Source organism: Marinobacter sp. CA1, from assembly GCF_020546665.1.
Classification (GTDB): domain Bacteria; phylum Pseudomonadota; class Gammaproteobacteria; order Pseudomonadales; family Oleiphilaceae; genus Marinobacter; species Marinobacter xestospongiae.
The window spans coordinates 2,953,724-2,976,333 of record NZ_CP071785.1 but is presented as its reverse complement, the minus strand read 5'-3'; the positions used below and the strand labels follow the sequence as shown (position 1 = coordinate 2,976,333).

16 protein-coding genes, 1 tRNA gene and 1 pseudogene are annotated in these 22,610 nt (G+C 61.0%); 7 read left to right on the top strand and 11 right to left on the bottom strand.

Annotated features, from left to right (window positions below; all coding sequences use genetic code 11):
- A pseudogene (locus J2887_RS21725) lies at positions 1 to 918 on the bottom strand (potassium channel family protein).
- A 356-nt stretch (positions 919 to 1,274) separates the two neighbouring features.
- Positions 1,275 to 1,351: transfer RNA gene (locus J2887_RS13555), tRNA-Arg, on the bottom strand.
- 91 nt (positions 1,352 to 1,442) lie between these two features.
- On the opposite strand from J2887_RS13555, the gene J2887_RS13550 reads away from it, so the two are divergent.
- Together J2887_RS13550 and J2887_RS13545 are read left to right on the top strand one after the other, a co-directional pair.
- Positions 1,443 to 2,141, top strand: coding sequence for a TIGR04283 family arsenosugar biosynthesis glycosyltransferase (locus tag J2887_RS13550; protein WP_227171642.1), 699 nt, complete (start codon positions 1,443 to 1,445; stop codon positions 2,139 to 2,141).
- A complete protein-coding gene (locus J2887_RS13545; RefSeq protein ID WP_227171641.1) occupies positions 2,128 to 2,799 on the top strand; it encodes a TIGR04282 family arsenosugar biosynthesis glycosyltransferase in 672 nt (223 codons plus the stop codon). Before J2887_RS13550 ends, J2887_RS13545 begins: the two co-directional genes overlap by 14 nt.
- Positions 2,800 to 2,862: 63 nt before the next feature.
- Here J2887_RS13545 and J2887_RS13540 read toward each other — a convergent pair whose 3' ends face one another.
- Complete coding sequence (locus J2887_RS13540) at positions 2,863 to 5,724, bottom strand: insulinase family protein (RefSeq protein ID WP_227171640.1); 2,862 nt, start codon at positions 5,722 to 5,724, stop codon at positions 2,863 to 2,865.
- 20 nt (positions 5,725 to 5,744) lie between these two features.
- Positions 5,745 to 6,044 carry a hypothetical protein gene (locus tag J2887_RS13535; RefSeq protein ID WP_227171639.1) on the bottom strand — a complete coding sequence of 100 codons (300 nt, stop codon included), beginning with the start codon at positions 6,042 to 6,044 and terminating at the stop codon, positions 5,745 to 5,747.
- 487 nt (positions 6,045 to 6,531) lie between these two features.
- Between J2887_RS13535 and J2887_RS13530 the strand changes: the two genes are divergently transcribed.
- On the top strand, positions 6,532 to 8,517 hold the full coding sequence (locus J2887_RS13530) for an SDR family oxidoreductase (RefSeq protein WP_227171638.1): 1,986 nt from the start codon (positions 6,532 to 6,534) through the stop codon (positions 8,515 to 8,517).
- A 278-nt stretch (positions 8,518 to 8,795) separates the two neighbouring features.
- Positions 8,796 to 9,398 carry a peroxiredoxin gene (locus tag J2887_RS13525; protein WP_227171637.1) on the top strand — a complete coding sequence of 201 codons (603 nt, stop codon included), beginning with the start codon at positions 8,796 to 8,798 and terminating at the stop codon, positions 9,396 to 9,398.
- Positions 9,399 to 9,503: 105 nt separating this feature from the next.
- On the opposite strand, the gene J2887_RS13520 is transcribed toward J2887_RS13525, so the two are convergent.
- Positions 9,504 to 10,142: a glutathione S-transferase family protein gene (locus J2887_RS13520; protein WP_227171636.1), complete on the bottom strand. Its 639-nt coding sequence runs from the start codon at positions 10,140 to 10,142 to the stop codon at positions 9,504 to 9,506.
- Between the two features lie 182 nt (positions 10,143 to 10,324).
- On the opposite strand from J2887_RS13520, the gene J2887_RS13515 reads away from it, so the two are divergent.
- On the top strand, positions 10,325 to 10,867 hold the full coding sequence (locus J2887_RS13515) for a flavodoxin family protein (protein ID WP_227171635.1): 543 nt from the start codon (positions 10,325 to 10,327) through the stop codon (positions 10,865 to 10,867).
- A gap of 509 nt (positions 10,868 to 11,376) precedes the next feature.
- Here J2887_RS13515 and J2887_RS13510 read toward each other — a convergent pair.
- The 5 genes from J2887_RS13510 to pyrC all read right to left on the bottom strand — a co-directional run bounded on the left by J2887_RS13510 (position 11,377) and on the right by pyrC (position 17,456).
- Positions 11,377 to 12,006: a glutathione S-transferase family protein gene (locus J2887_RS13510; protein WP_227171634.1), complete on the bottom strand. Its 630-nt coding sequence runs from the start codon at positions 12,004 to 12,006 to the stop codon at positions 11,377 to 11,379.
- A gap of 97 nt (positions 12,007 to 12,103) precedes the next feature.
- Positions 12,104 to 12,802, bottom strand: a complete 699-nt coding sequence (locus J2887_RS13505) for a helix-turn-helix transcriptional regulator (RefSeq protein WP_227171633.1) — start codon at positions 12,800 to 12,802, stop codon at positions 12,104 to 12,106.
- An 11-nt stretch (positions 12,803 to 12,813) separates the two neighbouring features.
- A complete protein-coding gene (locus J2887_RS13500) occupies positions 12,814 to 15,585 on the bottom strand; it encodes a hypothetical protein (RefSeq protein ID WP_227171632.1) in 2,772 nt (923 codons plus the stop codon).
- Between the two features lie 114 nt (positions 15,586 to 15,699).
- Complete coding sequence (rnt, locus tag J2887_RS13495) at positions 15,700 to 16,356, bottom strand: ribonuclease T (protein WP_227171631.1); 657 nt, start codon at positions 16,354 to 16,356, stop codon at positions 15,700 to 15,702.
- Positions 16,357 to 16,415: 59 nt separating this feature from the next.
- A complete protein-coding gene (gene pyrC / locus J2887_RS13490; protein ID WP_227171630.1) occupies positions 16,416 to 17,456 on the bottom strand; it encodes a dihydroorotase in 1,041 nt (346 codons plus the stop codon).
- Positions 17,457 to 17,715: 259 nt separating this feature from the next.
- On the opposite strand from pyrC, the gene J2887_RS13485 reads away from it, so the two are divergent.
- Positions 17,716 to 18,624 carry a flagellar protein MotY gene (locus J2887_RS13485; protein ID WP_227171629.1) on the top strand — a complete coding sequence of 303 codons (909 nt, stop codon included), beginning with the start codon at positions 17,716 to 17,718 and terminating at the stop codon, positions 18,622 to 18,624.
- A gap of 46 nt (positions 18,625 to 18,670) precedes the next feature.
- Here J2887_RS13485 and J2887_RS13480 read toward each other — a convergent pair whose 3' ends face one another.
- Positions 18,671 to 19,597 carry a histone deacetylase family protein gene (locus J2887_RS13480; RefSeq protein ID WP_227171628.1) on the bottom strand — a complete coding sequence of 309 codons (927 nt, stop codon included), beginning with the start codon at positions 19,595 to 19,597 and terminating at the stop codon, positions 18,671 to 18,673.
- Between the two features lie 258 nt (positions 19,598 to 19,855).
- On the opposite strand from J2887_RS13480, the gene J2887_RS13475 reads away from it, so the two are divergent.
- Positions 19,856 to 22,600, top strand: a complete 2,745-nt coding sequence (locus J2887_RS13475; protein WP_227171627.1) for a GNAT family N-acetyltransferase — start codon at positions 19,856 to 19,858, stop codon at positions 22,598 to 22,600.
- The last annotated feature ends 10 nt before the right edge of the window (positions 22,601 to 22,610 follow it).

The window sequence follows — 22,610 nt, the reverse complement described above, 5'->3', positions numbered from 1 at the left end:
TTACTCCTTGTTTTGATCTACGTCCCGTCGTGCTTGGAAGGCATCACTGAAAGCAGCAGCAAGTATCCCGGTCGGCATTGCCACAATACCGATACCTGAAATGGCTGTTAAGCTCGCAAAAAACTTACCGGCAGCAGTGATTGGCGTGACGTCTCCGTACCCTACCGTTGTTAATGTGGCCACGCTCCACCACAGAGCCCTGGGGATGCTTCCGAATTCCTCCGGCTGCAAATCAGCTTCGAACAGATAAAGAAAAGCGCTGGAGACTAGCAACAGAATAAAGGCTATCGTTGCGCTCATAAGTAGCTCGAACTTGCGTCTGGCTGTAGCTTCCCAGAGAAGGTCCCAAGCCTGTGTGAAACGTCCGAGTCGGGATACTCGAAGTATCCTGAATATTCTCGTCAGCCGGATATAGAAAGCCAGGGAGTTGGAGACGAAAGGTGCCATGAACGATAGGAGTGCAAGTACTAATGGGGAACAAAGTAGTCGAACACTTAAATATTTCGGTAATGCATCGTCAATCAAAAAATAAAGTCAAAAAATATCAATTACTTATGGTTATCCTGCCTTTATCGGCCATTGTGTTGAGCTGTGTTCGGATACAAAGTTTCGCATTAGTAAATCAAAAATGGCCCATCCGGATTTAATGTAACGGAGTCGTCCGAATGTACCGGAGTACTTTGGATTCTCCGGAGCGACGTACACCCGAAGACCATACTCAATGACAAAAAAAACGAACAGAACCCGTTCAGATATCAAGAAAATGTACGGGTAGGCCTCTCTGATGGGGCGCTCGGTCTCAATAACTGCCAGCAAAACTGAGACAATAATCAGGGCGCATATTACGAAGTTGAAGGGGGATAGTCCCTTTCGGTTCCAAGCAGTGGCGTCTACATGCCTGTAGAGAAGTCGGCGCATTGTTGTATTTTCCGGAAGTGCCAGTCGCTTTTCAGCCAAAGGTCTTGGGCTAAGGGTGTGGCTGGGATGTGATGTTCAAATTGAGGTTACCGGAGCAGTTCGTAAGGGGCAAATAGCCTGAGTTGGGCGGGGTTGAACGACTCGATAAGAAAGGAGACTTTTGTGCCCTGATTGAGAGCTGTTTTTACTCAATCGCGGGTCCAGCAGAGCGATTCAGGAGGTGTCTTGGACTTCCCACTGTAAGTAGGGAACCGGTAAAGGCGTGGTTGTGCCACACTCCGTTACCGTTTTGTTTCACAGTGAGCCTATTTGGTATCAGTCAAGTCGTTGGTATTGAGGGGAATTTCAAGAATCTTTGGTGCCCCCGACAGGAATCGAACCTGTGACCTAGCGCTTAGGAGGCGCTCGCTCTATCCTACTGAGCTACGGGGGCATTGGGGAAAGTCCGCGGTATGATAGCGATACCGGCGTTGGGTCTCAAGGCGCCCGGTGAATGATCGTCGGTGCGGAGGTTGGAGAAAGGTTTGTCGCAACGCTGCAAGGTGAGTGTGGTGATGCCGGTCTGGCGGGAAGCCGCCGGGATTGAGGCGACGTTGCGGTTGCTGCAACCTCTTCGTGCCGAAGGTCATGAGCTGATTGTGGTGGATGGCGGCAGCGATGACGATACGGCGGCGCTGGCGCAGCCCTGGTGCGACCGGCTGCTGATTGCTGAGCCGGGCCGGGCGCGGCAGATGAATGCCGGCGCGAAGGTGGCCTGCGGCGAGGTGTTGCTTTTTCTCCATGCCGATACCTGTCTTCCCGATGGTGCGCTGACGCAGGCGGCTGCCGTGGCTGCGGGTCAGCAGGTCTGGGGTCGGTTTGATGTCCGCCTCAGCGGCCAGCGTGCCCTGTTCCGGGTAATTGCGTTGTTGATGAACCTGCGCTCCCGGCTGACAGCCATCGCCACCGGGGATCAGGCGCTGTTCGTCCGCCGGTCTGTGTTTGAGGCGCTCGGCGGCTATGCGGAGATCCCGCTGATGGAAGACGTGGAACTGAGCCGGCGACTGCGGCTGGTGTCCCGTCCCCGGTGTGTCCGCCCTCCGGTGATCACCGACAGTCGCCGCTGGGAACAGCAGGGCGCCTGGCGGACCATCCTGTTAATGTGGCGGTTGCGCTGGCGCTACTGGCGCGGCGAATCGCCGGAATCCCTTGCACGAGCCTACCGATCCGATGTCCGACACTGAGAACCCCCGTCCTGAATGCGCTTCGCCCGAAGCGGTGGTCATGCAGTTTGCCAAGTGGCCGGTGCCCGGCCGGGTAAAGACCCGACTCAGCCCCCTGCTGGGGGATGAGGGCGCGATGAACGCCCATGTCCGGCTGTCGCGGCGGGTGCTGGCGAACCTGGCGGAGGCCGGGCTGCCCCTGCAATTCTGGTGGGACCGCGCTCTGGTGACGCCTCCGGTGGCGGCCGGCCCGATTCTGGCCGACCTGGAAACCCTGGGAGTCAGCCAGTGCATCCAGCAGGGTAATGACTTGGGGCAGCGAATGCATGGCGCCCTGGAACTGGCGTTGCAGCGGCATGATAAGGCCGTGATTGTGGGCAGTGACTGCCCGTCGGTGGAGGCCCGCTATGTGCAGGCGGCTCTGGCGCTGCTGGATCGGCACGATGTGGTCATGGGGCCGTCGGACGACGGTGGCTATGTTTTGCTGGCGGCGAAACGGACGGTACCGGCCATGCTCGATGACATTGAGTGGGGCAGCGGGCGGGTTCTGGCGCAGACCCGTGACCGGCTCGACCGGCTGGGGCTGAGCCATGCCAGTTTGGAGCCGCGTTGGGATGTGGACGAGCCGGAGGATTGGCAGCGATTTCTGCGGGAGCTGGCGGAAGCCCCGGAGAGGTGAGCGTTTCGGGGAAGAGCGGTTGGTGATACCGGGGCGTCATCCTGGGACGCCCCGGTATGTCGATCAGCTGGCAGGCACCGCCGGCTGACTGGTGAGTTGCTCCACCAGTTGCTGGATGGCCTTGGACTGGTCGTCGCTGGGCTGGTCGGTGGAGACCGCCCGCAGGGCCCGGGCGCGCTCCAGCAAGGCCCGACGGAAGGTCTGGTGCAACTCCTCAGCTGAAATGGCCCGCACCGCATCGGCCAGGCGCTGACGTGAGTCGAAACTCAGCTGCTCCCGGTCAATTTCCCGCCAGAACCGCTGTGAGGCATCGCCCAGCTTGCGGTCCTGATCCAGCAGGCCACTGATCACCGCCTGTTTCTCCCGCGCCAACTTGGTTTCGGTCAGTTCCGCCAGCTGTTGATCGAAGGCTTCGGTGAAGTCGGTGACGGCCACCTCGATGTCATCTGCCGAGGCCTCCGGTGACTGCACCACCAGCCCCAGAGCCGGGGTTTCCAGCATCTCAAACGACGTGGCGTAGACGATGTAGCCGAGCTGTCGGCGGGTACGGATTTCCTCGTAGAAGGGACTGCCGATCACCTGGGCCAGCAGGCGGAAGCGGGCGCGCTCGCGGAAGCTGCTGTCTTCGCCCTGGCTGTAGAGGGTGTAGCCGGTATCCGGGTGCTCGATGGCCACCGCAGCCCGGGTTTCACCGTCGGGCAGGGCTCGGACGTTACGGCTGGCAACCTGCGCCGGTCGGGTATCGGTCAGCAGCAGGGCATTCACCAGCGCCGCCAGGTTCAGGGCCGAGGCTTCGGTGACGTTGCCGTGCACCATCAGCACCGGATCGAGCGCCTGAGTAAAGCGCTGGGCATAGGCCTGCAGTTCCTCAAAGGTGACCGATTCTGCTGCGGCAATCTGGGCGTCGGTGGGCCAGGCACCCTGGATCAGGCTGGTCTGGATGAAGTCTGCCAGTTGCTGAACCGGCCGGGCCTGGGCCTTGTTGCGCAGGGCGTCCAGCAGGTTGCGCCGGGCAATGGCAAACCGCTGTGGGTCCAGGGTGGGGTTGGCGATCTGGGGCAGGATGCGGGTGAGCAGGCGATGCTGTTTGTCGTTGTAGCCGCCAATCCGCAGCGTCAATCCCCGCAGGTGGGCATACAGGCTGTAGTCGAGCCCGGCCAGCCGGGCGGGGTAGGCCCAGGCATTGAGGTTGGTCTTGATGGCGTCCACCAGCAGCTTCGACAACACCGCGTCGCGGGCGGTATCCCGGGCAACAGGCGAGCGCAGGCTGAGAAAGACGTTGGCCTTGGGCGTATCAAAACGGGTGTCGCGGGCGTACCAGGTGGTCAGCAGATCGTCACTGGCAATGATTTCCGGCTGGTCCATGGTCTCGCCGGCCACCAGTTCCAGGTTCTCCGGCAGGAAGGGATTGGGCTCCGGCAGTGCCAGTTGATCGGCCATCCCGGCCGGTGTGGTCAGTGCTTCGGTATCCAGCGGAACCAGTCGGTAGGGAGTGTCGTACCAGGCGGTGGTCGGGGCATCGTCGCCCAGGTCCTGCTGCGACAGCTCCGACACCAGCACGTTGTTCGGGGTCAGCTGGTTCAGTACGGCGCGGTACCCTTGCGGGTCATAGCGCTCCATCATCCAGGGCGCCCGCAAGACATCTTCCGGGGCAACGTGGCGTAATTCCATCGACAGCCGGGTGACCCGGTGTATCGGCTCCTGTTTCTCCTGGAAACGGAAATTGATGGTGGCCTGTTGCTGCATTTCCTCAAAGCGCTGTTCGGAGATGCCGTGCTGCCGCACCTGGTCGATGTAGGCGAAGGTCAGGCCGAGGATGTCATCGCGATGCTCCAGGCCCTTGGGCGTCAGCGACATGTTGAGCTCCAGGGTGGCCTGGTGACCGTCATCGGTACCGGAACCGGCGGACAGGGACTCCACCCAGCCCGCGGTCTTGAGCACATCGAACAGACTGCCCGGACCTTCGTGCCCCAGCAGGGAGGCGACGTAGCTGGCAGGCTTGGTGCGGTAGTTGGCGATCTGTGACGCAATCGGGAAAGACAGGGTCAGGGTGCGCAGGTCCCGCAGGGCCTCAACCTGCAGCAGGGCTGGCAGGTCGCCGTCCCGGAACATCGGTGGGTGGTCACGGCCGCTGCCCAGCTGACGGTTCTCGATGGCACCAAAGCGTGGCAGGACCATGGCCTCCAGCTGGTCGAGAGACTGGGGGCCGTACACCGCCAGGGTCATCCGGTCGGCGGAGTAGTGCTCGCGCCAGAATTGCACCAGGTCCGGCCGCAGCGGGTTGGTCTCGGTGTCTTCCAGGGTGGTCATGTTGCCAACGGAAAAACCGGTGTAGGGATGGTCCGGATTGAAGGCCTCTTTCTTGGCGGCGTGAAAGCGGCGACCGTCTTCCCGCATTTTGGCGGTGAACTCGGAGTGCACCGCCCGCCGTTCCCGTTCCACCAGATCGGCGGTGAACAGCGGTGCGGAAAACTGCTGGGCAAAGCGGTCAAGCGCCGGCTGCAGGTGCTCGGCCTGTACATCGAAGAAGTAGTTGGTGTCCCGGAACGCGGTAAAGGCGTTGTGATGGCCGCCGTGGCTGCTGATGAACTGCTGGTATTCGCCCGGCTCCGGGTATTTTTCGGTACCCAGGAACAGCATGTGCTCAAGGAAGTGGGCGAGGCCGGCGCGATCTGCGGGATCATCACCACTGCCGATGGCCACGTTCAGCGAGGCGGCAGCCTTCTCTGAACCTGGCGCGGAAACCAGCAGTACCTGCAGGCCGTTCTCAAGGCTCAGGTGACGGTAGTGGTTGCGATCGTTACTGCTTTTGACCGGCGTTTGCGCGGCCAGGGTAGGGGAGGTCAACAGAGTCATGGTCAGGGTCAACAGCAGCCAGCGTAGGGCCCGGGGCAGGCCCGGGGTGAAAGAGGCGGTTCTCGGCATGCTCGGCTCTCGCGATCGGGTCAGTGGATGATGGCGTTGCGGGTGCTTTCCGGTTGCTGGTCCAGGGTCTTGCGCGCCAGCTTGGCGGCGGCATCGGCGTCCAACTGGCCGGAACCAATGCGCTCCAGCACTGAAGCCATCACCGCGACAGACTGGCGATACTCGGCGAACTCGGCCTGGAAGGCGTCGTCGATGGCCTGGTACACCGCCTGGATTTTCTGCTCCCGGGAACTGTCTCCGGCGGCGGTGTCGTTGATGGCTTTCAGGCAGGCCCGGGCGATGGCGATATAACGTTGGGCGTTGGGATCTTGCTGGGACATGTCGGTATCCGTCGGTTGCAGGTAATCGGGAATGTGATGCTCCGGATTATCGCACTGCCGGCGGGGGCTTGCATGTCTGGTTTGTAATGGCGTGGCGGGTGGCTGCGGTCAGCGCCAGCTGCTGTGCTAGTCTCTGGCAATGTGCCTGGTGGATGTCACCGTTTCAGCGATGATCCCAGGCTCTGGAAGTGTGCAGTGTGTCACAGGGATGTAGAGCAGATACTCTATTCAAATCAATAAGATAAAAGAGTAAAGACTCTAATAAAGTGGAATACTTGTCAGTCATACTAAAGTACAATCCTACTCGTTTTGGGGCGCCTTACCCGGTTGCTGCACTGGTGCCGGCTACGCGTGACGCCATGGCAGCCCTGAACAGCAAGGACATAACAACAGAATCAATGGAGTGAGGTGGTGAGGCCTGAGGGCGTCCGAGCCGGAAGCTGCCCAGGCGAACCTTCCCGCACTCCCCAAGCAGGATGGACAAGCTATGAATTACTTTTTGACGGGTGGTACCGGCTTCATTGGTCGTTTTCTGGTGGAAAAACTGCTTGCCCGGGGTGGCACGGTGCACGTGCTGGTGCGGGAGCAGTCCCAGGACAAGCTGGAGCGTCTGCGGGAACGTTGGGGTGCCGATTCGGATCGGGTGAAGGCGGTGATTGGCGATCTTTCCCGTCCCGGTCTGGGCATTGCCAGTGCCGAACTGGAAGCGCTGCGGGGCAAGGTGGATCACTTTTTCCATCTGGCGGCAGTCTACGACATGGGCGCCGACGAAGATGCCCAGCGCACGGCCAACATTGAAGGCACCCGTCATGCCCTGGAGGCGGCCGAGCAGATGCAGGCCGGCTGCTTCCACCACGTCTCCTCCATCGCTGCGGCCGGGCTTTTCAAGGGCACCTTCCGCGAAGACATGTTCGAGGAAGCGGAAAAGCTTGACCATCCTTACCTGCTGACCAAGCACGAATCCGAACGGGTGGTGCGGGAAAGCTGCAAGGTGCCGTTCCGGATCTACCGCCCGGGCATGGTGATCGGCCATTCCAGCACCGGTGAAATGGATAAGGTGGACGGCCCCTACTACTTCTTCAAAATGATCCAGAAAATCCGCCATGCCATTCCCCAGTGGGTGCCGACCATTGGCATTGAAGGTGGCCGCCTGAACATTGTGCCGGTGGACTTTGTGGTTGATGCGCTGGATTACATTGCCCATGCCGAAGGTGAAGATGGCCAGTGTTTCCATCTGGTGGACACCGACCCCTACAAGGTTGGGGAGATTCTCAATATCTTCTCCGATGCCGGCCATGCACCGCGGATGGCGATGCGGATCGATTCCCGCATGTTTGGCTTTGTGCCGCCGTTTATCCGCCAGAGCCTGAAAAATCTGCCGCCGGTCAAACGCCTGACGGGCGCGGTGCTGGACGATCTGGGCATTCCGCCTTCGGTGATGTCCTTTATCAACTACCCCACCCGGTTTGACGCCCGGGAAACCGAGCGGGTGCTGAAGGGCTCCGGCATCGAGGTGCCCCGGCTGCCGGATTACGCACCGGCGATCTGGGACTACTGGGAACGTCACCTGGACCCGGACCTGTTCAAGGACCGTACCCTCAAGGGCACGGTAGAAGGGCGGGTGTGTGTGGTGACCGGTGCCACGTCCGGTATTGGTCTGGCCACGGCCCGCAAGCTGGCCGAAGCCGGTGCGGTGCTGGTGATTGGTGCCCGCACCAAGGAAAAGCTGGATGAAGTGGTGGCGGAACTGGAAGAGCTGGGTGGCAACGTCCACGCCTACCAGTGTGATTTCGCTGACATGGATGATTGCGACCGGTTCGTTAAAACCGTGCTCGACAACCACGGCAAGGTGGACGTTCTGGTGAACAACGCCGGCCGTTCCATTCGTCGTTCGCTGGCGCTGTCGTTTGATCGTTTCCACGATTTTGAGCGCACCATGCAGCTCAACTACTTCGGGGCCGTGCGGCTGATCATGGGCTTTGCGCCGTCGATGCTGGAGCACAACCGGGGCCATGTGGTGAACATTTCCTCCATTGGTGTCCTCACCAATGCGCCCCGCTTCTCATCCTACGTCGCCTCCAAGTCGGCGCTGGATGCGTTCAGTCGCTGTGCGGCGGCGGAATGGTCGGATCGCAACGTTACCTTCACCACCATCAACATGCCGCTGGTGAAGACGCCGATGATCGCGCCCACCAAGATCTATGACTCGGTGCCCACCCTGACGCCAGAGGAAGCGGCGCAGATGGTGGCAGACGCCATCGTCTATCGGCCCAAGCGCATCGCTACCCGGCTGGGGATCTTCGCCCAGGTGCTCCACGCCCTGGCGCCGAAGATGGGTGAGATTGTGATGAACACCGGTTACCGGATGTTCCCGGATACCGCCGCGGCGGCTGGCACCAAATCCGGCGAGAAGCCCAAGGTGTCCACCGAGCAGGTGGCGTTTGCGGCCATCATGCGCGGAATCTACTGGTAACGGCGGGCAATTCAACCGGCTGTAAAGAAACCCCGGCGCTGGCGTCGGGGTTTTTTATTGGCTGTTTGCTGCCTGCCAGAACGACCAGAAACCGGGGAGTACGCCGGACGTTCGTGACCATTGCCTGACGTTCATCACGCTGTGACAAAACCCTCGGTATAGTGCGCCGATGACGGGTTGAATTTGCAGTCGTCTGCCGCAATATCCCCGTAGCAACAGATCATTACGCCGGGCTGGACCCGGCAACACCCCAACTCAGATCATATGGAGATCACACCATGGGCGTACTCGTAGGCAAACCGGCTCCCGACTTTACCGTTCCTGCCGTACTGGGCGATGGCAGCATCGTCGATGAATTCAACCTGGCGGATACCATCAAGGGCAAGCCGGCAATCATCTTCTTCTACCCACTGGACTTCACCTTCGTGTGCCCGTCTGAACTGATTGCCCTGGACAAGCGTATGGACGCTCTGAAAGAGCGTGGCGTGGAAGTGATCAGCGTGTCCATCGACTCCCACTTCACCCACAACGCCTGGCGTAACACCCCGGTCAACAATGGCGGCATCGGCCCAGTGAAGTACACCATGGCCGCCGACATGAACCACGACATCAGCAAGGCCTATGACGTGGAATCCGAAGGTGGCATGGCGTTCCGTGGCGCCTTCCTGATCGACAAGAACGGCATCGTACGTTCCCAGATCATCAACGACCTGCCGCTGGGCCGTAACATTGACGAGCTGGTGCGTCTGGTTGATGCCCTGCAGTTCCACGAAGAGCACGGTGAAGTGTGCCCGGCTGGCTGGAACAAGGGCGACAAGGGCATGAACGCGTCTCCCGAAGGCGTGGCCAAGTACCTGAGTGAGGAAGTTGAAGGCCTGTAAGACAGGTTTCGGCTGACTCAGAGAACCCCGCTTCGGCGGGGTTTTTTTATGGCGTCAGAAACAGGGCTGAGCTTTCAGTCACACGGGGATCACCAATCTGGCGACTCAGTCCGCCGCTGCGAAGTGTGCCATCTGGTCGGCGTAGGCTTTCTTGAAGGCCGGCCGCGCCGTGGCCCGGCACACGTAGTCGTGGCAGTGTGGAGCCTCGGCCAGGCCATCGAACCGGTCAACCAGTCGTAACACATCGGCCATCAGGATATCGGCAATCGAGAAGCCACCAGCAAGCCAGTCACGGTTGGCCAGAATGCCTTCCAGATGCTCCAGGCGAGATGCCAGAAATCCCTCCAGGGCGTCGCGTCCGGGGGTGCTTTCCTCGTCACCGGAGAACTTGTAAAGGGACCAGGGCAGGGTGGCCATCTCAACCGAGTTGAGAGCGGCGAATACCCACTGGATCGCATCGCTGCGAGCGGCCGGGTCGGATGGCAGCAGAGTTTCACTGCGTTCACCCAGGTGGAGCAGGATGGCGCCCGTCTCGAAGATCGACTGATTGCCATCGGTCAGCCAGGGAGCCTGACCAAACGGATGGTGGTCGAAATGTGCCTCTCCCCGTTCGCTGAAGGATGTGGATTCCACCCGATAGGGAAGTCCGGCCTCTTCCAGTGCCCAACGCACGCGTAGATCCCGAACATACCCACGGGGAATGTCGGGCACCCAGTCGAAGGTGGTCAGAATCAGTTCGGTCATACAGCGTCTCCTTTCGCTTGAACCGTTTTGTTGACGTTCCGGCAGTATGGTTGGAATTTCGCTGGCGGGCCAGGCGGATTTGGAGTACTTGCCCGATCTGCGGGCATGCTGATAAAGGCTCTTGACCTCAAGTTGGCTTGAGGCCCTAGGCTGTGCCTGACTTGATCTGAGAGGAAGGCGAAATGAACCCGCATGTCATCATTTTTTCCAGCGCGAGACCCGATGGTAATACCCGCCAGGCCGCAGAGATTCTGGCTGGCAAACTGGACGCCAGGGTCATTGTGCTCAACGACTATCGTATCAATCCCTACCGTTACGACCTGCCGGACCAGGCCGATGATTTCAGGCCCCTGGTCACCGAGTTGCTGGCTTTCAAGCACTGGGTGTTTGCCTCCCCGGTTTACTGGTACAACACCACACCGCAGATGAAGGCCTTCTTTGACCGCCTGACCGAGTACATGGATCAGCCCGAGCTGCGGGAGCAACTGAGGCAACTGCGCCGAAAACAGGCGTCTTTGCTGTCAACCAGCTACACCAAGCATGCGCCCCATGCCTTTGTGGACCCGTTCATCCATACCGTAAATTATCTGGGAATGGAGTTCGTACACCACTATCACGCCCGCGACAAAACCCCTGATGAGGTTCGTCGACAACCGGCTCCCGGGCAGGCTTGGTGGCGGAAGCTCCCAGCGCTGGTTGACCGCAGGGCGGCCTGGGTGGAGTAGAGCCAAAGTGGAATGGGGCGCGGCTGTTGCAGGAAGTCCGTGCTCTTAGGCATTACAATGCAGACGTCATCGCCGCCACAGGGTAGGTGCCGGCATTAGATCCGATAAAGCGTTCGATCATCATGCAAGAGAGCAGGGAGGTGGTAGTGATATCCAGAGAACAGGCAGACGACGTTGCCGAAGCGATACTGGAGCCCTACCGTCGTGAGCGGGCGATGAGGCAGAGAAAGAAACGAGCCAGACAACTCCGGCGTCAGTGCTTCCGGTTCGGGTTTGGTGGTTTCTGTTTTGGTGCGGTGCTCGGGGATTATTTTGTTGGCGATGCCTACCCCTGGAGTTTCATCGGGCTGGTAATTGGGTTGCTTCTGGTCGCGTTGTTCAGACGGCTACCTTCGAGTGCCGGAAACTCGGACTGAAGCAGCCGGCCTGCTGCTCGGTATTCACACGCCAGGCTTTGTTTGAACGAGCAGGACGGCTCGCTGCCGTGCCGTCCTGGCATCTTTCCTTTTCTAACCGGCCACGTCGGCTTCAGCCGCCATCAACTGCAGGATCTGTTCTTCCGCCTTCTGCTTGGCGGGGCGTGCCAGCAGGGGTTTGAGATAGGCCTCAAACGCCGGCTTCCTGGGAATCAGATCAAACAGGATGCCGAAGTTGAGCAGTGAGGCCACGTAGACATCGGCGGCGCTGAACTGGTCGCCTGCCACGTAGGTGCGGTCGCTCAGCCAGTCTGCCATGACCTCAAACGTCTGCTCGAAGCTGCCGTAGCCAAAGCGTTTCTGCAGTTCCGGCGTGTTGGCGTCCCAGCCGGTGGCATGGTCACTCATCGCGGGTTCGCCACAGGCAGCGGCAAAAAACAGCCAGCGGTAGTACTCGCCGCGGTTGGCGGGAGCCAGCCCAGCCTCTGGAAAAGCGTCTGCCAGGTAGGCACAGATAGCCGCCGCTTCGGTGACCACCACATCGCCGTGCTGGATGGCGGGGACTTTGCCCATAGGATTAATGGCCAGATACTCCGGTGCTTTCATGGTGTTTTCATAGTGCAGCACATGAGTGGTGTAGGGCTGGCCCAGCTCTTCGAGCATCCAGTGCACGATGTTGCCGCGGGATTGAGGGTTGGTATAGAACTGCAGTTCCTTGGTCATGTCGGTCTCCTTGCGGTGTTTGGGCGTCGGTGACTGACGCCGCTTGTGTGGAGAGACTGTACTCTGGCCTACTGTCAGTTTTTGTCAGTAGGGTGTTTCAGGACGGTTCTGCAGGATGGTTCTGCAGGATTGTGTCCCGCCACTCTTTCTGCAGGTCCCGGCGCCGCCTTGGCATCCTTGCCGGTAACAGGGTGACGTGTTCAATGCGGTCGACCCGGAAGTGGCGGTAGTCACCACGCAGTTCGCACCAGGCGGCCAGGATCTGGGTGGCGTCCATGTAGCCAACGGTGACCGGCCAGACCACGCGCTCGCTCCGGGCGCCGTGCTGGTCAGCGTAGCCCAGCAACAGCTTGCGCTCCTCGCCCAGGGCCTGACGGATCACTGGCAGGTCTTCCCGCTCCGCGGCTTCCCAGCGGGGAATTACCGCCAGGGCGTCATCTTCGAAGCGATGGCGCAGCTCCGGTGGCAGCACCGCCCCGACCTTGGCCATGGCGTTGCGGGCGGCTTCGCCCATGGGGGCATCGGTTCGCTGACTGGCCCATTTCAGACCCAGGGCCAGGGCCTCGATTTCTGTGGGTGACAACATCAGTGGTGGCAACAGAAACCCCGGTTTCAGGACATAGCCCATACCGGGTTCGCCGTCGATCTCCGCGCCCATCGACTGCAGTGTGGCGATGTCGCGGTAGAGTGTGCGCAGGGATACGCCGGTTTCCTGCGCCAATACCTCCCCGCTCACCGGCCTGCGGTGGCGTCTCAGGATCTGCAGGATGTCGAGCAGGCGCTCCGTTCGTGACATGGCAAAGACCTTTACAATCCCAACTGCAGCAGGGCGCTGACACTGTCCCGGTCGGTCATCGGCGTATCGTCGCTGCGGGTGTACTCCACCCCCACCCGGATCGGGGCGATATTGAATGCCACCAGTTCCAGCGTCAGGCCCACCCCAAACTGGTTGAAGCTGACGTCTCCGCCCCGGGTGGCGTCGCGGGTATCAACATGGCGGTAACGCAGCGACAGGGCCTCCCGCCGCAGGCTCAGGGGAAAATGGAAGGAATAGGCGTCCAGATTGAGGACCTTGGCGAAGTGAGCCTCACCATAGTTGGCCTCCCGGGCATAGGTGGCGCCCACCAGGCCGGGGATAACCAGCAGGCTGGGGTCGTCACTGAGGGTATCGGGGGCGTTGTCGAGAAAGACCCCGCGGCGCTGGCCATGGTCCACGCTGGCGTCGCTGCGGGCGTACTTGCCGCTGACACCGGCATAGAATTGTGCGGGGAAATCGGTGGCCAGAGCCAAGGCACCGCCGCTCACGCTGTCTCCGCGGTCGTTCACCGCGAAGCCCTGAATAAAGCTGCGGCTGTTGGGGTAGAAGCTGTGACCGAACTGTTCGGTGCGGCTGACCTGAAGCTGTCCGCCGGTTGGCTCCCGTTCCCGCTTGCGGTAGTCCAGATAATGGAAGCCGCTGGCTTCGCCGTACCAGTAGCCGTTTCGCAGGAACGGCCAGCGCAGTTCCGCCCGTACCCCAAAGCCGCGGGAATCGTCGGGCACGTCCAGGTCTTCCAGTTGTTCGTCCAGCACGCCGTAGCCGCGCACGCCCGCCAGCACCGGATACTGGCTGTTGGTGTAACTCACGCCGGCCAGGTGAGACAGGTCACCGTCCCGCAATGCGAACACGCCAAGGCGATTCTGGGTCAGTGGGTCGGCAAACTGGGCGTTCAGGGTGTAGAGCCAGTGGTCGTCGTCCTCGCCATCCCGATGGCGGGTGGAGACCGTGGAGAGATAGATTTCGGTGCCCTGGTAGTGCAGGTTGCCGAGGGGATGGTAGCGATGCTCAACCCCCGGATTACTGCCATTGGTGACGGATGTCGCGGCCACGTTGTCAGTTTCTGGCACTGGCTGGCGGTCCCAAAACAGCTTTGGTGTATGTGGCTGTCCTGCCACGGGGCGCAGTGGCTGGCGGGTGTACTCGTAACCGTCCAGGGCCACGGCCATGACCACCGCATTGTGGTCGTCCAGCAGCCGGGCGTCGGCCACGTTGTCGCCGGCCAGGACCTGTTCAATTTGGCGGCCGTCGGTGCGGAACAGCCCGGAACCGTGCCTGGTGTTGGTGATGAAGTAGATCCGCCCGCGACTGTCGATGTCTGCCAGGCGGCCGTAGTAACTGTCCAGGCTGAGTAGTGGCTCGTGATTACGGTAAAGCGTTCGCTCACGGCCATCCTGCACAAAGTAGTAGAGCGCGTCATCGGTTCCGATCAGTACCGAGGAATTCACTTCGCGGTAGAAACGGTCACCAACGTAAAGCTGGGGCTTACTGAAAGAGCTGGGAACATCAAAGTACACCGCCCGGCCATCGGATAGATAGCCCTGAACGATACGGCCCTCGGTGCCAGCAAGGAGCTGCGCACTGGCATCAAACAGTCCCTGGTGAATGCGGTTGGGCGAGGTGTGGCGACTGCCCTGGACATAGCGCTCACCCTGATGCTCGATCAGTTTGCCGAGGGCATAGGACTGACGCTGCTTGCGAACCGCGCCGCTGTTGCGGTTGATGGTCACCAGCTCCGGTGCCCTGACACCGTCGGGTTGAGCGAGAAAGAACACCTCATTGTCGTTGCGGTTGAGGTAGCCGGCACTTTGCGAGTGGGCCAGGGGAGGACCAGACACCAGGTTCATGGTGGCGGCCTCGTTGGCCAGGGTTCGGCTCCAGTCATTGATCAGGGTGTTGAAACTGTGGCCAAAGGTGTCCCGGGTGGGCGCATTGACCAGCAGCGGCCAGTGCCAGTACTCGGAGCGGTTTAGAAAGTAGCGGTTGGTACGGTCGAGCCCGAATCGCTCGGCGAGATAGTACTGGTAATAACCACCAAAGACGTAGTGGGCCTCGCGATAGGGGAACGCCAGCGGTTCGTTGTACAGCCGCTCTGGGGTGAGTTGACCGGCCCTGGCCTGCAGCAGGGTCATTGCCTTCATTCGGCCGTTGTAGAGTCGGCCACCATTGCCGTGCCAGGATTCGTTCAGCACCGCGTTGCCTTCCAGGATGAACGAGGACTCGAACAGGTTGGGGGTGATTGCCGGCACCACTGGCGTGTAGAGGGCTCCGACGCCCAGTAATTCGTAGAGCCCCTGGGATACCGGGTTATTACGGGCATTGGTCTGGTAGTTGTGGGCGGTCTCGTGGTGGATCAGGGTATCGAGCCAGGAGGTGGTGGCGAACCGGTCGACGCTGAGCGCACCACCGCCGTAATTGACCTGGCGGTTGACCGGAAACTGGGTCGAAAAACCGTTGGCAACCTGGTTGTAATCCGACGCCAGAGCGACGTAGAGCCGCTCCCCCAGGGAGAAACCGAAGCTGGCTTCATATCGCGGTTGCAGCGTGGCTTGCAGTTCCGCCACCCGGGCCGCGAAGGCCTGGTTCTGTTCGGTGTAGATCAGCCGGGTGTTGCGCACGTCGAGGGTGTAATAGGGCTGATCGCCGGCCACCACGGTAGGATTTGGCGTGACCAGTGGGGCGGCATGGCTGGTGGCGATGGACAGGCTGGCCAACAAGGCGACAAACGGTGAATACCGGCGTGCCGGGAACTGCACCCCCATGGAACTCCCTCCCTGGCTGAAAAGGCCTGTTATAGCACACAAGCAGCAGCGCGTGGCATTGACCGGGAAGGATGACCGCAACGCCCCGTCGGATGGGACGCCGCGGTGTTCAGTTTAGACGTCGGTCGGATCCAGGGTGGGCGGTGGGAAACCGCCGAGGTCACGCCAGCGGTTGACGATACCGCAGAACAGATCGGCCGTTTTCTCGGCGTCGTAAGCCGCTGCGTGGGCTTCCTTGTTGCTGAACGCAATGCCGGCAAGCTTGCAGGCCTGGGCCAGTACCGTGTGGCCGTAGGCAAGGCCGGCCAGGGTAGCAGTGTCAAAGGTGGAAAACGGATGGAACGGATTGCGCTTGATGTCGGCACGGGCGGCGGCGGCAAACAGGAAGTTGTGATCAAAGGTGGCGTTGTGACCAACCAGGATCGCACGTTTGCAGTCGTGCAGTTTCACCGCCTTGCGGATCGGGCTGAAGATCTCGCTCAGACCTTCCCGCTCCGGCACGGCTTCCCGGTTGGGATCCCAGGGATCAATGCCGGTAAAGTCCAGCGCCGACTGCTCCAGATTGGCGCCCTCGAAGGGGTCGAGGTGCTGGACGTGGGTTTCGCCCCGTCGCAGGGTGCCGTCATCATCCATGGTCAGCAGAACCGCAGCCACTTCCAGCAGGGCATCGGTGCGGGCGTTGAAGCCAGCGGTTTCCACATCCACCACCACGGGCAGGAATCCGCGAAATCGGGCGGACAGGGGGTGGGGGGCGTTGTTGTCGTCAGTCACTGGGACTCCTAGGTTTCAAATGTCGTTGACGAATATGGGGCGTCCTTCTCGCCCCGTCTTCAGGCCTCGGCCAGGCGCCAGTTCAGGGTCTCACCGGCTTTCAGTGGCACGATCTCACCTCCGGCCAGAGGCAGACGTTCCGGCATGTTCCAGGGTTCCCGCACCAGGGTGATGGTATCGGTGTTGCGGGGCAGGCCGTAGAAGTCAGCGCCGTTAAAGCTGGCAAAGGCTTCCAGCTGGTTGAGGATGCCCAACTCCTCGAACACATCGGCGTACAGCTCGATTGCGCCGTAGGCGGAGTAGCAACCGGCGCAGCCGCAGCTTGCTTCTTTGCGGTCACGGGCGTGGGGGGCGGAGTCCGTGCCCAGGAAGAAGCGCGGGCTGCCACTGACCACCGCGTCCCGCAGTGCCTGCTGATGGCGATTGCGCTTAAGGATTGGCAGGCAGTACAGGTGCGGGCGAATGCCTCCCACCAGCATGTGGTTGCGGTTGTACATCAGGTGCTGGGGGGTCAGCGTGGCGGCCAGGTTGTCGCCGCTGTGCTGCTGTACGAACTCGGCGGAATCGGCGGTGGTGATGTGTTCCAGCACCACCTTCAGGTTCGGGAACCGCTCCAGGGTGGGGGCCAGTACCCGGTCGAGGAATACCTTCTCGCGATCGAATATATCAATCTCGGCGTCGGTCACTTCACCGTGCACCAGCAGCAGCATGCCACAGTCCGCCATCGCGGCGAGCACCGGGTCGATGTTGCGGATGTCGGTGACCCCGGAGGCGGAATTGGTGGTGGCGCCGGCCGGGTAGAGCTTGGCGGCCACAATGCCGGCGGCCCGGGCGGCATGAATGTCCTCGGCGCTGGTGGTCTCGGTCAGGTACAGGGTCACCAGAGGATCGAAACCACTGTCACCCGGGCTGGCGGCAAGGATACGATCCCGGTAGGCCATCGCCTGTTCGACATTGACCACCGGCGGTACCAGATTGGGCATGATGATGGCTCGACCAAAACAGCGCGCCGTTGCCGGTACCACGTCGTTCAGGATGTCGCCATCGCGTACGTGCAGGTGCCAGTCGTCGGGACGGGTCAGGGTGAGGGTGTTGGTCATGTCCGGTGTCCTGGTCGCAGGGCGCCTTTCCGCCAGGCCTGGCGGATGGAGCCGTGGGTATCGATGCCCATGTGTGTTGATTACTTCGTGGGCGGGAGTATACCAGAACAGACCGGAGGCGCCTTGCTCAACCTGGGATTCCACTGCCACGTACTCCTTGAGACATTATTCAAAATCCTGGTGATGGATGGCTAAAGAACGCGGGTCAGCAGCCGATACGAGTACAAGGACAACGGACAGGCATCCAGCGGATACGACCATGCTCAGGATTTCCACCATCACAGCAGCCATTGCCCTGACCGCCCTTGGGGTGTCGGGAAATGTATCGGCGGGCAGCTTTGGCGCCGGCATCGAGAACAGCCAATGGTATCTGTCGGAGTCGGTCTTTGACTGCACCCTGAGCCACGATGTGCCGGGCTATGGCAAGGCCATCTTCCAGCATCGTGCCGGCGAATCCCTGCGTTTCTACCTGGAACCGCAGCTGCCGATGATGAAGCCGGGACTGGCCTCGGTGTCGGTGGAAGCGCCGTCCTGGCGACCGGGCGCGCGGCCAATGCCAGTCGCCCGGGTGAAGGTGGAGGAGAGTGAGCGGCCGCTGTCGCTGGGGCCTCGCCACACCATGCAGCTGGTTCAGGGACTGTTGCGGGGTATGGCACCCACGGTCACCCGTGAGGCTTGGTATGGTCCGGACCCGGTTCGGGTACGGGTGTCCAACATCAATTTTGCCAACCAGTACGATGGCTATCGCCGCTGTGCGGGCGGGCTGCTGCCGGTCAACTATGACCAGATCAAGCGCTCGCGAATTCCGTTTGCGGTGGACAGTGCCCGACTGTCCCAGGCTGATCGCACCCTGCTTGATAACATTGCCATCTATATCCAGGCCGATCCCACGGTCGAGCGGATTTTTGTAGATGGTCACACCGACCACACCGGTCGTCGTATCCACAACCGGGCGTTGTCGGAAGAACGCGCCGAGGTGGTGGTGGAATACCTCAAGGCCCGCGGTGTGCCCGAGGACATGATTACCTCCCGTGCCCACGGCGACCGCTTCCCGGCGGGGTCACGACTGTCTGAAAACCGCCGCACCACCATCCGCTTGCAGCGTCAGGGCGACCGGCCTGAGTTGCAGCAGGCCAACGGTTACGGCGGTAGCCCCAGCAACGGCTGATCGCCGGTCCTCGAATTGATGTCGGTGTACTGGAAGGGCTGCGGCGCTAGCGAATGCTGGCCAGACCTTCCAGGTGGGCGGCTACGCTTTCAGCCAGACCTTTGAGGTGGTAGCCACCTTCCAGCGTCGACACCAGGCGATCATTGGCGTGATCCGCTGCGACGCTGGTGAGCAGGTCGGTGAGCCAGCGGTAGTCTTCCGCTTCCAGGTTCAGTTCGGCCATCGGGTCCAGCCGGTGGCCATCAAACCCCGCCGATACCAGCACCAGTTGGGGGCGAAAGTCCTGCAACCGATGCAGCCAGTCGGCTTCCACCCGCTTACGGTACTCCACCGCTGAAGTGTTCGCCTCAATCGGGGTGTTGATGATGTTGTCGGCCTGCCGGTAAACGTGGGAGTGAGGGTAGAAGGGGTGCTGGAAACTGGAGCACATCAGGATGCGCTCATCGCCCTGGACAATGTCGACCGTGCCATTGCCCTGATGGACATCAAAGTCGACGATGGCAACCCGTTCCAGGCCATGGAAGTTGAGAGCCCGCATCGCCGCCAGGGCGATGTTGTTGTAGAAACAGAACCCCATCGACTTGGAGCGTTCCGCGTGATGACCGGGGGGCCGGGCGCAGACAAAGGCGTTGGTGACCTGTCCGCTCATCACCATGTCCACCGCCTGCACATTGGCGCCGGCGGCCAGCCGGGCAGCGCGCAGGGTATCGGGCATCATCGCGGTGTCCGGATCGGTGAAGATGCGGCCGTGTGTCGGTTGCATCATGTCGAGCTGTTGGACGTAGCGATCAGGATGCACGGACAGCAACTGGTCGCGGGTGATTTCTTCGGGTTTGATCCAATCCAGGGTACCCATCAGCTCGGTGTCACCGAGATAACTGATGATCGCCGAAAGCCGCTCAGGACACTCTGGGTGCTCCGCTCCCATGTTGTGTTTGGCGCAATCGTCGTGTGAGAAGAAGGCTGTGGTCATGTTTGTCCCGGCTTGCCGGCGGTTTTGTTTATCTCATGTTATCAAGGATATCGATAGCCTGCTCTGTTTCTTTGGTCGTAATCGGTCGTCGCATTGTCATGACCTGGCCAGCGCAATCGGACCGTTCTGGCATCGCCTGTCGGCGGCTTTTCCGCCATTCATCTGCAATCACGCATAAATCCGTTTTACATCAAATCCCGAGCGCCTAAGATAGTGTAAAACAACGCCTTGAAGTCATCGCCGCAAGGAGTCCCGAGCTTGGGTACCCGTTATCTGGAAAACCTGTTCAATCCGTCATCCATCGCTGTTGTCGGGGCCTCAGAGCGGGCCGACAGCCTGGGCGGTATGGTCTTGCGTAACCTGATGGGGGGCGGGTATCCCGGCCGCCTGCTGGTGATCAACCAGAGCGATTACGACGATGTTCACGGTGTGCCCTGCGTCAAGAAAGTATCACGCATGGGCTTCACGCCGGATCTGGCCATCGTCTGTACGCCGCCGGACACGGTACCGAAGATGATCCGCCGGTTGGGGGAGGAGGGCGTGCGCACCGCCATCGTGATGACCGGGGGGATGTCCCGGGCCCACAGCAAGACCGGTCAGCCGCTGATGTACTCGGTGCGCGATGCTGCCCGGGATACCGGTATCCGGGTGCTTGGCCCCAACACCATCGGGCTGATGGTGCCGGCCAGGAGCCTTAACGCCACCTACGCGCACATGGGCGCGATTCCCGGCAAGGTCGCGTTCGTGGGGCAGTCAGGTACCATCGCCAGTTCGGTGATCGACTGGGCGTTTGCCCGCGGTGTCGGCTTCTCCTACTTCCTGACCCTGGGTGATGGTATGGACATCGATCACGATGACCTGATCGATTACCTGGCCCAGGACAGCAAGACCCGGGCGATCCTTCTGCATATCGAGAACATCCCCAATGCCCGCCGTTTCATGTCGGCGGTTCGGGTGGCATCACGTACCAAACCGGTGATCGCGGTCAAGAGTGGGCGGGTGCCGGAATCAGAGTGGTTCCCCTATGACCTGCCGGTGGGGCTGACCCGTACTGACCCGATCTTTGACGCGGTGCTGCAGCGGGCCGGTGTGTTGCGGGTGGATGGCCTGGGCCAGATGTTCGACGCGCTGGAAACCCTGACCCGGATGCGGCCGCTGCGCCAGGAGTCCCTGGCGATCATGTCCAACGGCGTTGGCCCTGGCGTACTGGCGGTGGACCGGCTGGCCCGTTCCGGCGGCCAGCTGGCCAAGCTGTCGGATCGCACCATTGATGAACTGGCCGACCTGCTGCCCCAGTACTGGACCCGCCGCAACCCCATCGATCTCAACTACGATGCATCGCCGGAACTCTACGCCAAGGCCGTCAAGATTCTGGCCCGGGACCCGGAAGTGGCCAATGTACTGGTGATGTATTCCCCCAGCCTGACCGAAGACAACCTGCAGATTGCCGATGCGGTGGTGCAGGCGGTGAAGGGCACCCGGCTCAATGTGTTCACCTGTTGGCTGGGGCAGAGCACGGTGATGGAAGCCCGGGATGAGTTCTATCGCGCTGGCATCCCATCGTTCTTTTCTCCGGAGAAGGCCGTCAAGGCCTTCATGCAGCACGTCAATCACCAGCGGGTACAACGATTGTTGTCGGAGACTCCGGAGTCGTTTACCGATCACTTCGCTGATCACAGCCACACCCGCAAGCTGGTATTGCGCACGCTGCGATCAAAACGTCGCCACCTGTCCAACCGGGAGGCGCGGGAGGTGATCCGTGACTATGGTCTTAACACCATCGAGACCTACTACTGCGATGACGTTGAGGAGGTGCTGGAAGCCTTTGCTGTCGAGCGGCGTCCAGTGGATGTCACCCTGATTCACGAGTTGTCCTGTCACCCTTTCATGGAGCAGCGCACCGGCCGTGGGCGCTATAAATCCACCATCCAGGGCCTGAACAGTGAGGGAGCGATTCTGGATTCCTGCAAGATCCTGATGGAGGAGTACCGGCGTTTCTACGCTGACAGCGGCTTCCTCGGGTTTGCGGTCCAGCACTCCTACCAGCATGTGGGGGGCATTGAGTTCAGCGTCGGCATCACCCGGGACGCCAATTTTGGCCCGTTGGTGGTGTGTGGTGCCGCCGGTGCCCAGATCAACGTGATGACCGACCGGCAGATTGCGTTGCCGCCACTGAACATGGTGCTGGCGCGGCAGTTGTTGCAGCGCACCTATATGTACAAGTTGCTGCAGGAGTACAGCCTGCGACCGGAAGAGGACATCCGGGCGGTGGCGGAAACCCTGGTGACGCTGTCCCAGATCGTCATCGACAACCCGGAAATCAAGGGACTGGAGATTTCACCACTGCTGTTCAACGAGCAGGGCACGGTCGCGGTGGATGTGGCCATCGATGTCTCCGATACCCCGGGACGCCCGATCATTCAGCCCTATCCCCGTGAGCTTGAGGAGTGGATTGTTCTGCCCAAGTCTGGTCGCCGGGTGATTATCCGACCGGTACTGGCGGAAGATGAACCGGCCCACCGGGCCTTCCACGAGATCCAGTCACCGGAGTCGATCCGCTATCGTTTCTTCCAGTTCCGCAAGCACTTCTCCCGCGAGGATGTGGCGCAGATGGTACAGATCGACTACGACCGGGAGATGGTGTTCATCGCCAACGCGCCGAAAGAGGACGGCGAGGGCGAGGAAACTCTCGGTACTGTTCGGGTCTGGACTGATGCCGACAACCTGCGCTGCGAGTTCGCGGTGATGGTGCACGACAAGATGAAAGGCGAGGGCCTGGGAGTGGCGTTGATGCAGAAGATGATCGACTACTGCCGTTCCCGGGGCACCATGGAAATGGTGGGCAACGTGTTGCCGGACAACCGGCCAATGCTGGCGCTGGCGGAACATCTGGGCTTTGAGGTGAGCTACAACCGGGAGGAGGAAGTGATGGACCTGCGGCTGGTGCTCAACGAGCCGGAGAAAGACTGGCAGCGGGAGCGCCTGAGCAGCGACTCCCACTGACATCGGACCG

Bases quoted from the DNA above. Each gene is read 5' to 3' on its own strand.
- J2887_RS13530 (WP_227171638.1), top strand. From the start codon at position 6,532: ATGAATTACTTTTTGACGGGTGGTACCGGCTTCATTGGTCGTTTTCTG.
- J2887_RS13480 (WP_227171628.1), bottom strand. From the start codon at position 19,597: ATGACCACAGCCTTCTTCTCACACGACGATTGCGCCAAACACAACATG.
- J2887_RS13510 (WP_227171634.1), bottom strand. From the start codon at position 12,006: ATGACCAAGGAACTGCAGTTCTATACCAACCCTCAATCCCGCGGCAAC.
- J2887_RS13485 (WP_227171629.1), top strand. From the start codon at position 17,716: ATGCTCAGGATTTCCACCATCACAGCAGCCATTGCCCTGACCGCCCTT.
- pyrC (WP_227171630.1), bottom strand. From the start codon at position 17,456: ATGACCAACACCCTCACCCTGACCCGTCCCGACGACTGGCACCTGCAC.
- J2887_RS13520 (WP_227171636.1), bottom strand. From the start codon at position 10,142: ATGACCGAACTGATTCTGACCACCTTCGACTGGGTGCCCGACATTCCC.
- J2887_RS13545 (WP_227171641.1), top strand. From the start codon at position 2,128: ATGTCCGACACTGAGAACCCCCGTCCTGAATGCGCTTCGCCCGAAGCG.
- J2887_RS13500 (WP_227171632.1), bottom strand. From the start codon at position 15,585: ATGGGGGTGCAGTTCCCGGCACGCCGGTATTCACCGTTTGTCGCCTTG.
- J2887_RS13525 (WP_227171637.1), top strand. From the start codon at position 8,796: ATGGGCGTACTCGTAGGCAAACCGGCTCCCGACTTTACCGTTCCTGCC.
- J2887_RS13515 (WP_227171635.1), top strand. From the start codon at position 10,325: ATGAACCCGCATGTCATCATTTTTTCCAGCGCGAGACCCGATGGTAAT.
- J2887_RS13540 (WP_227171640.1), bottom strand. From the start codon at position 5,724: ATGCCGAGAACCGCCTCTTTCACCCCGGGCCTGCCCCGGGCCCTACGC.
- J2887_RS13505 (WP_227171633.1), bottom strand. From the start codon at position 12,802: ATGTCACGAACGGAGCGCCTGCTCGACATCCTGCAGATCCTGAGACGC.
- J2887_RS13535 (WP_227171639.1), bottom strand. From the start codon at position 6,044: ATGTCCCAGCAAGATCCCAACGCCCAACGTTATATCGCCATCGCCCGG.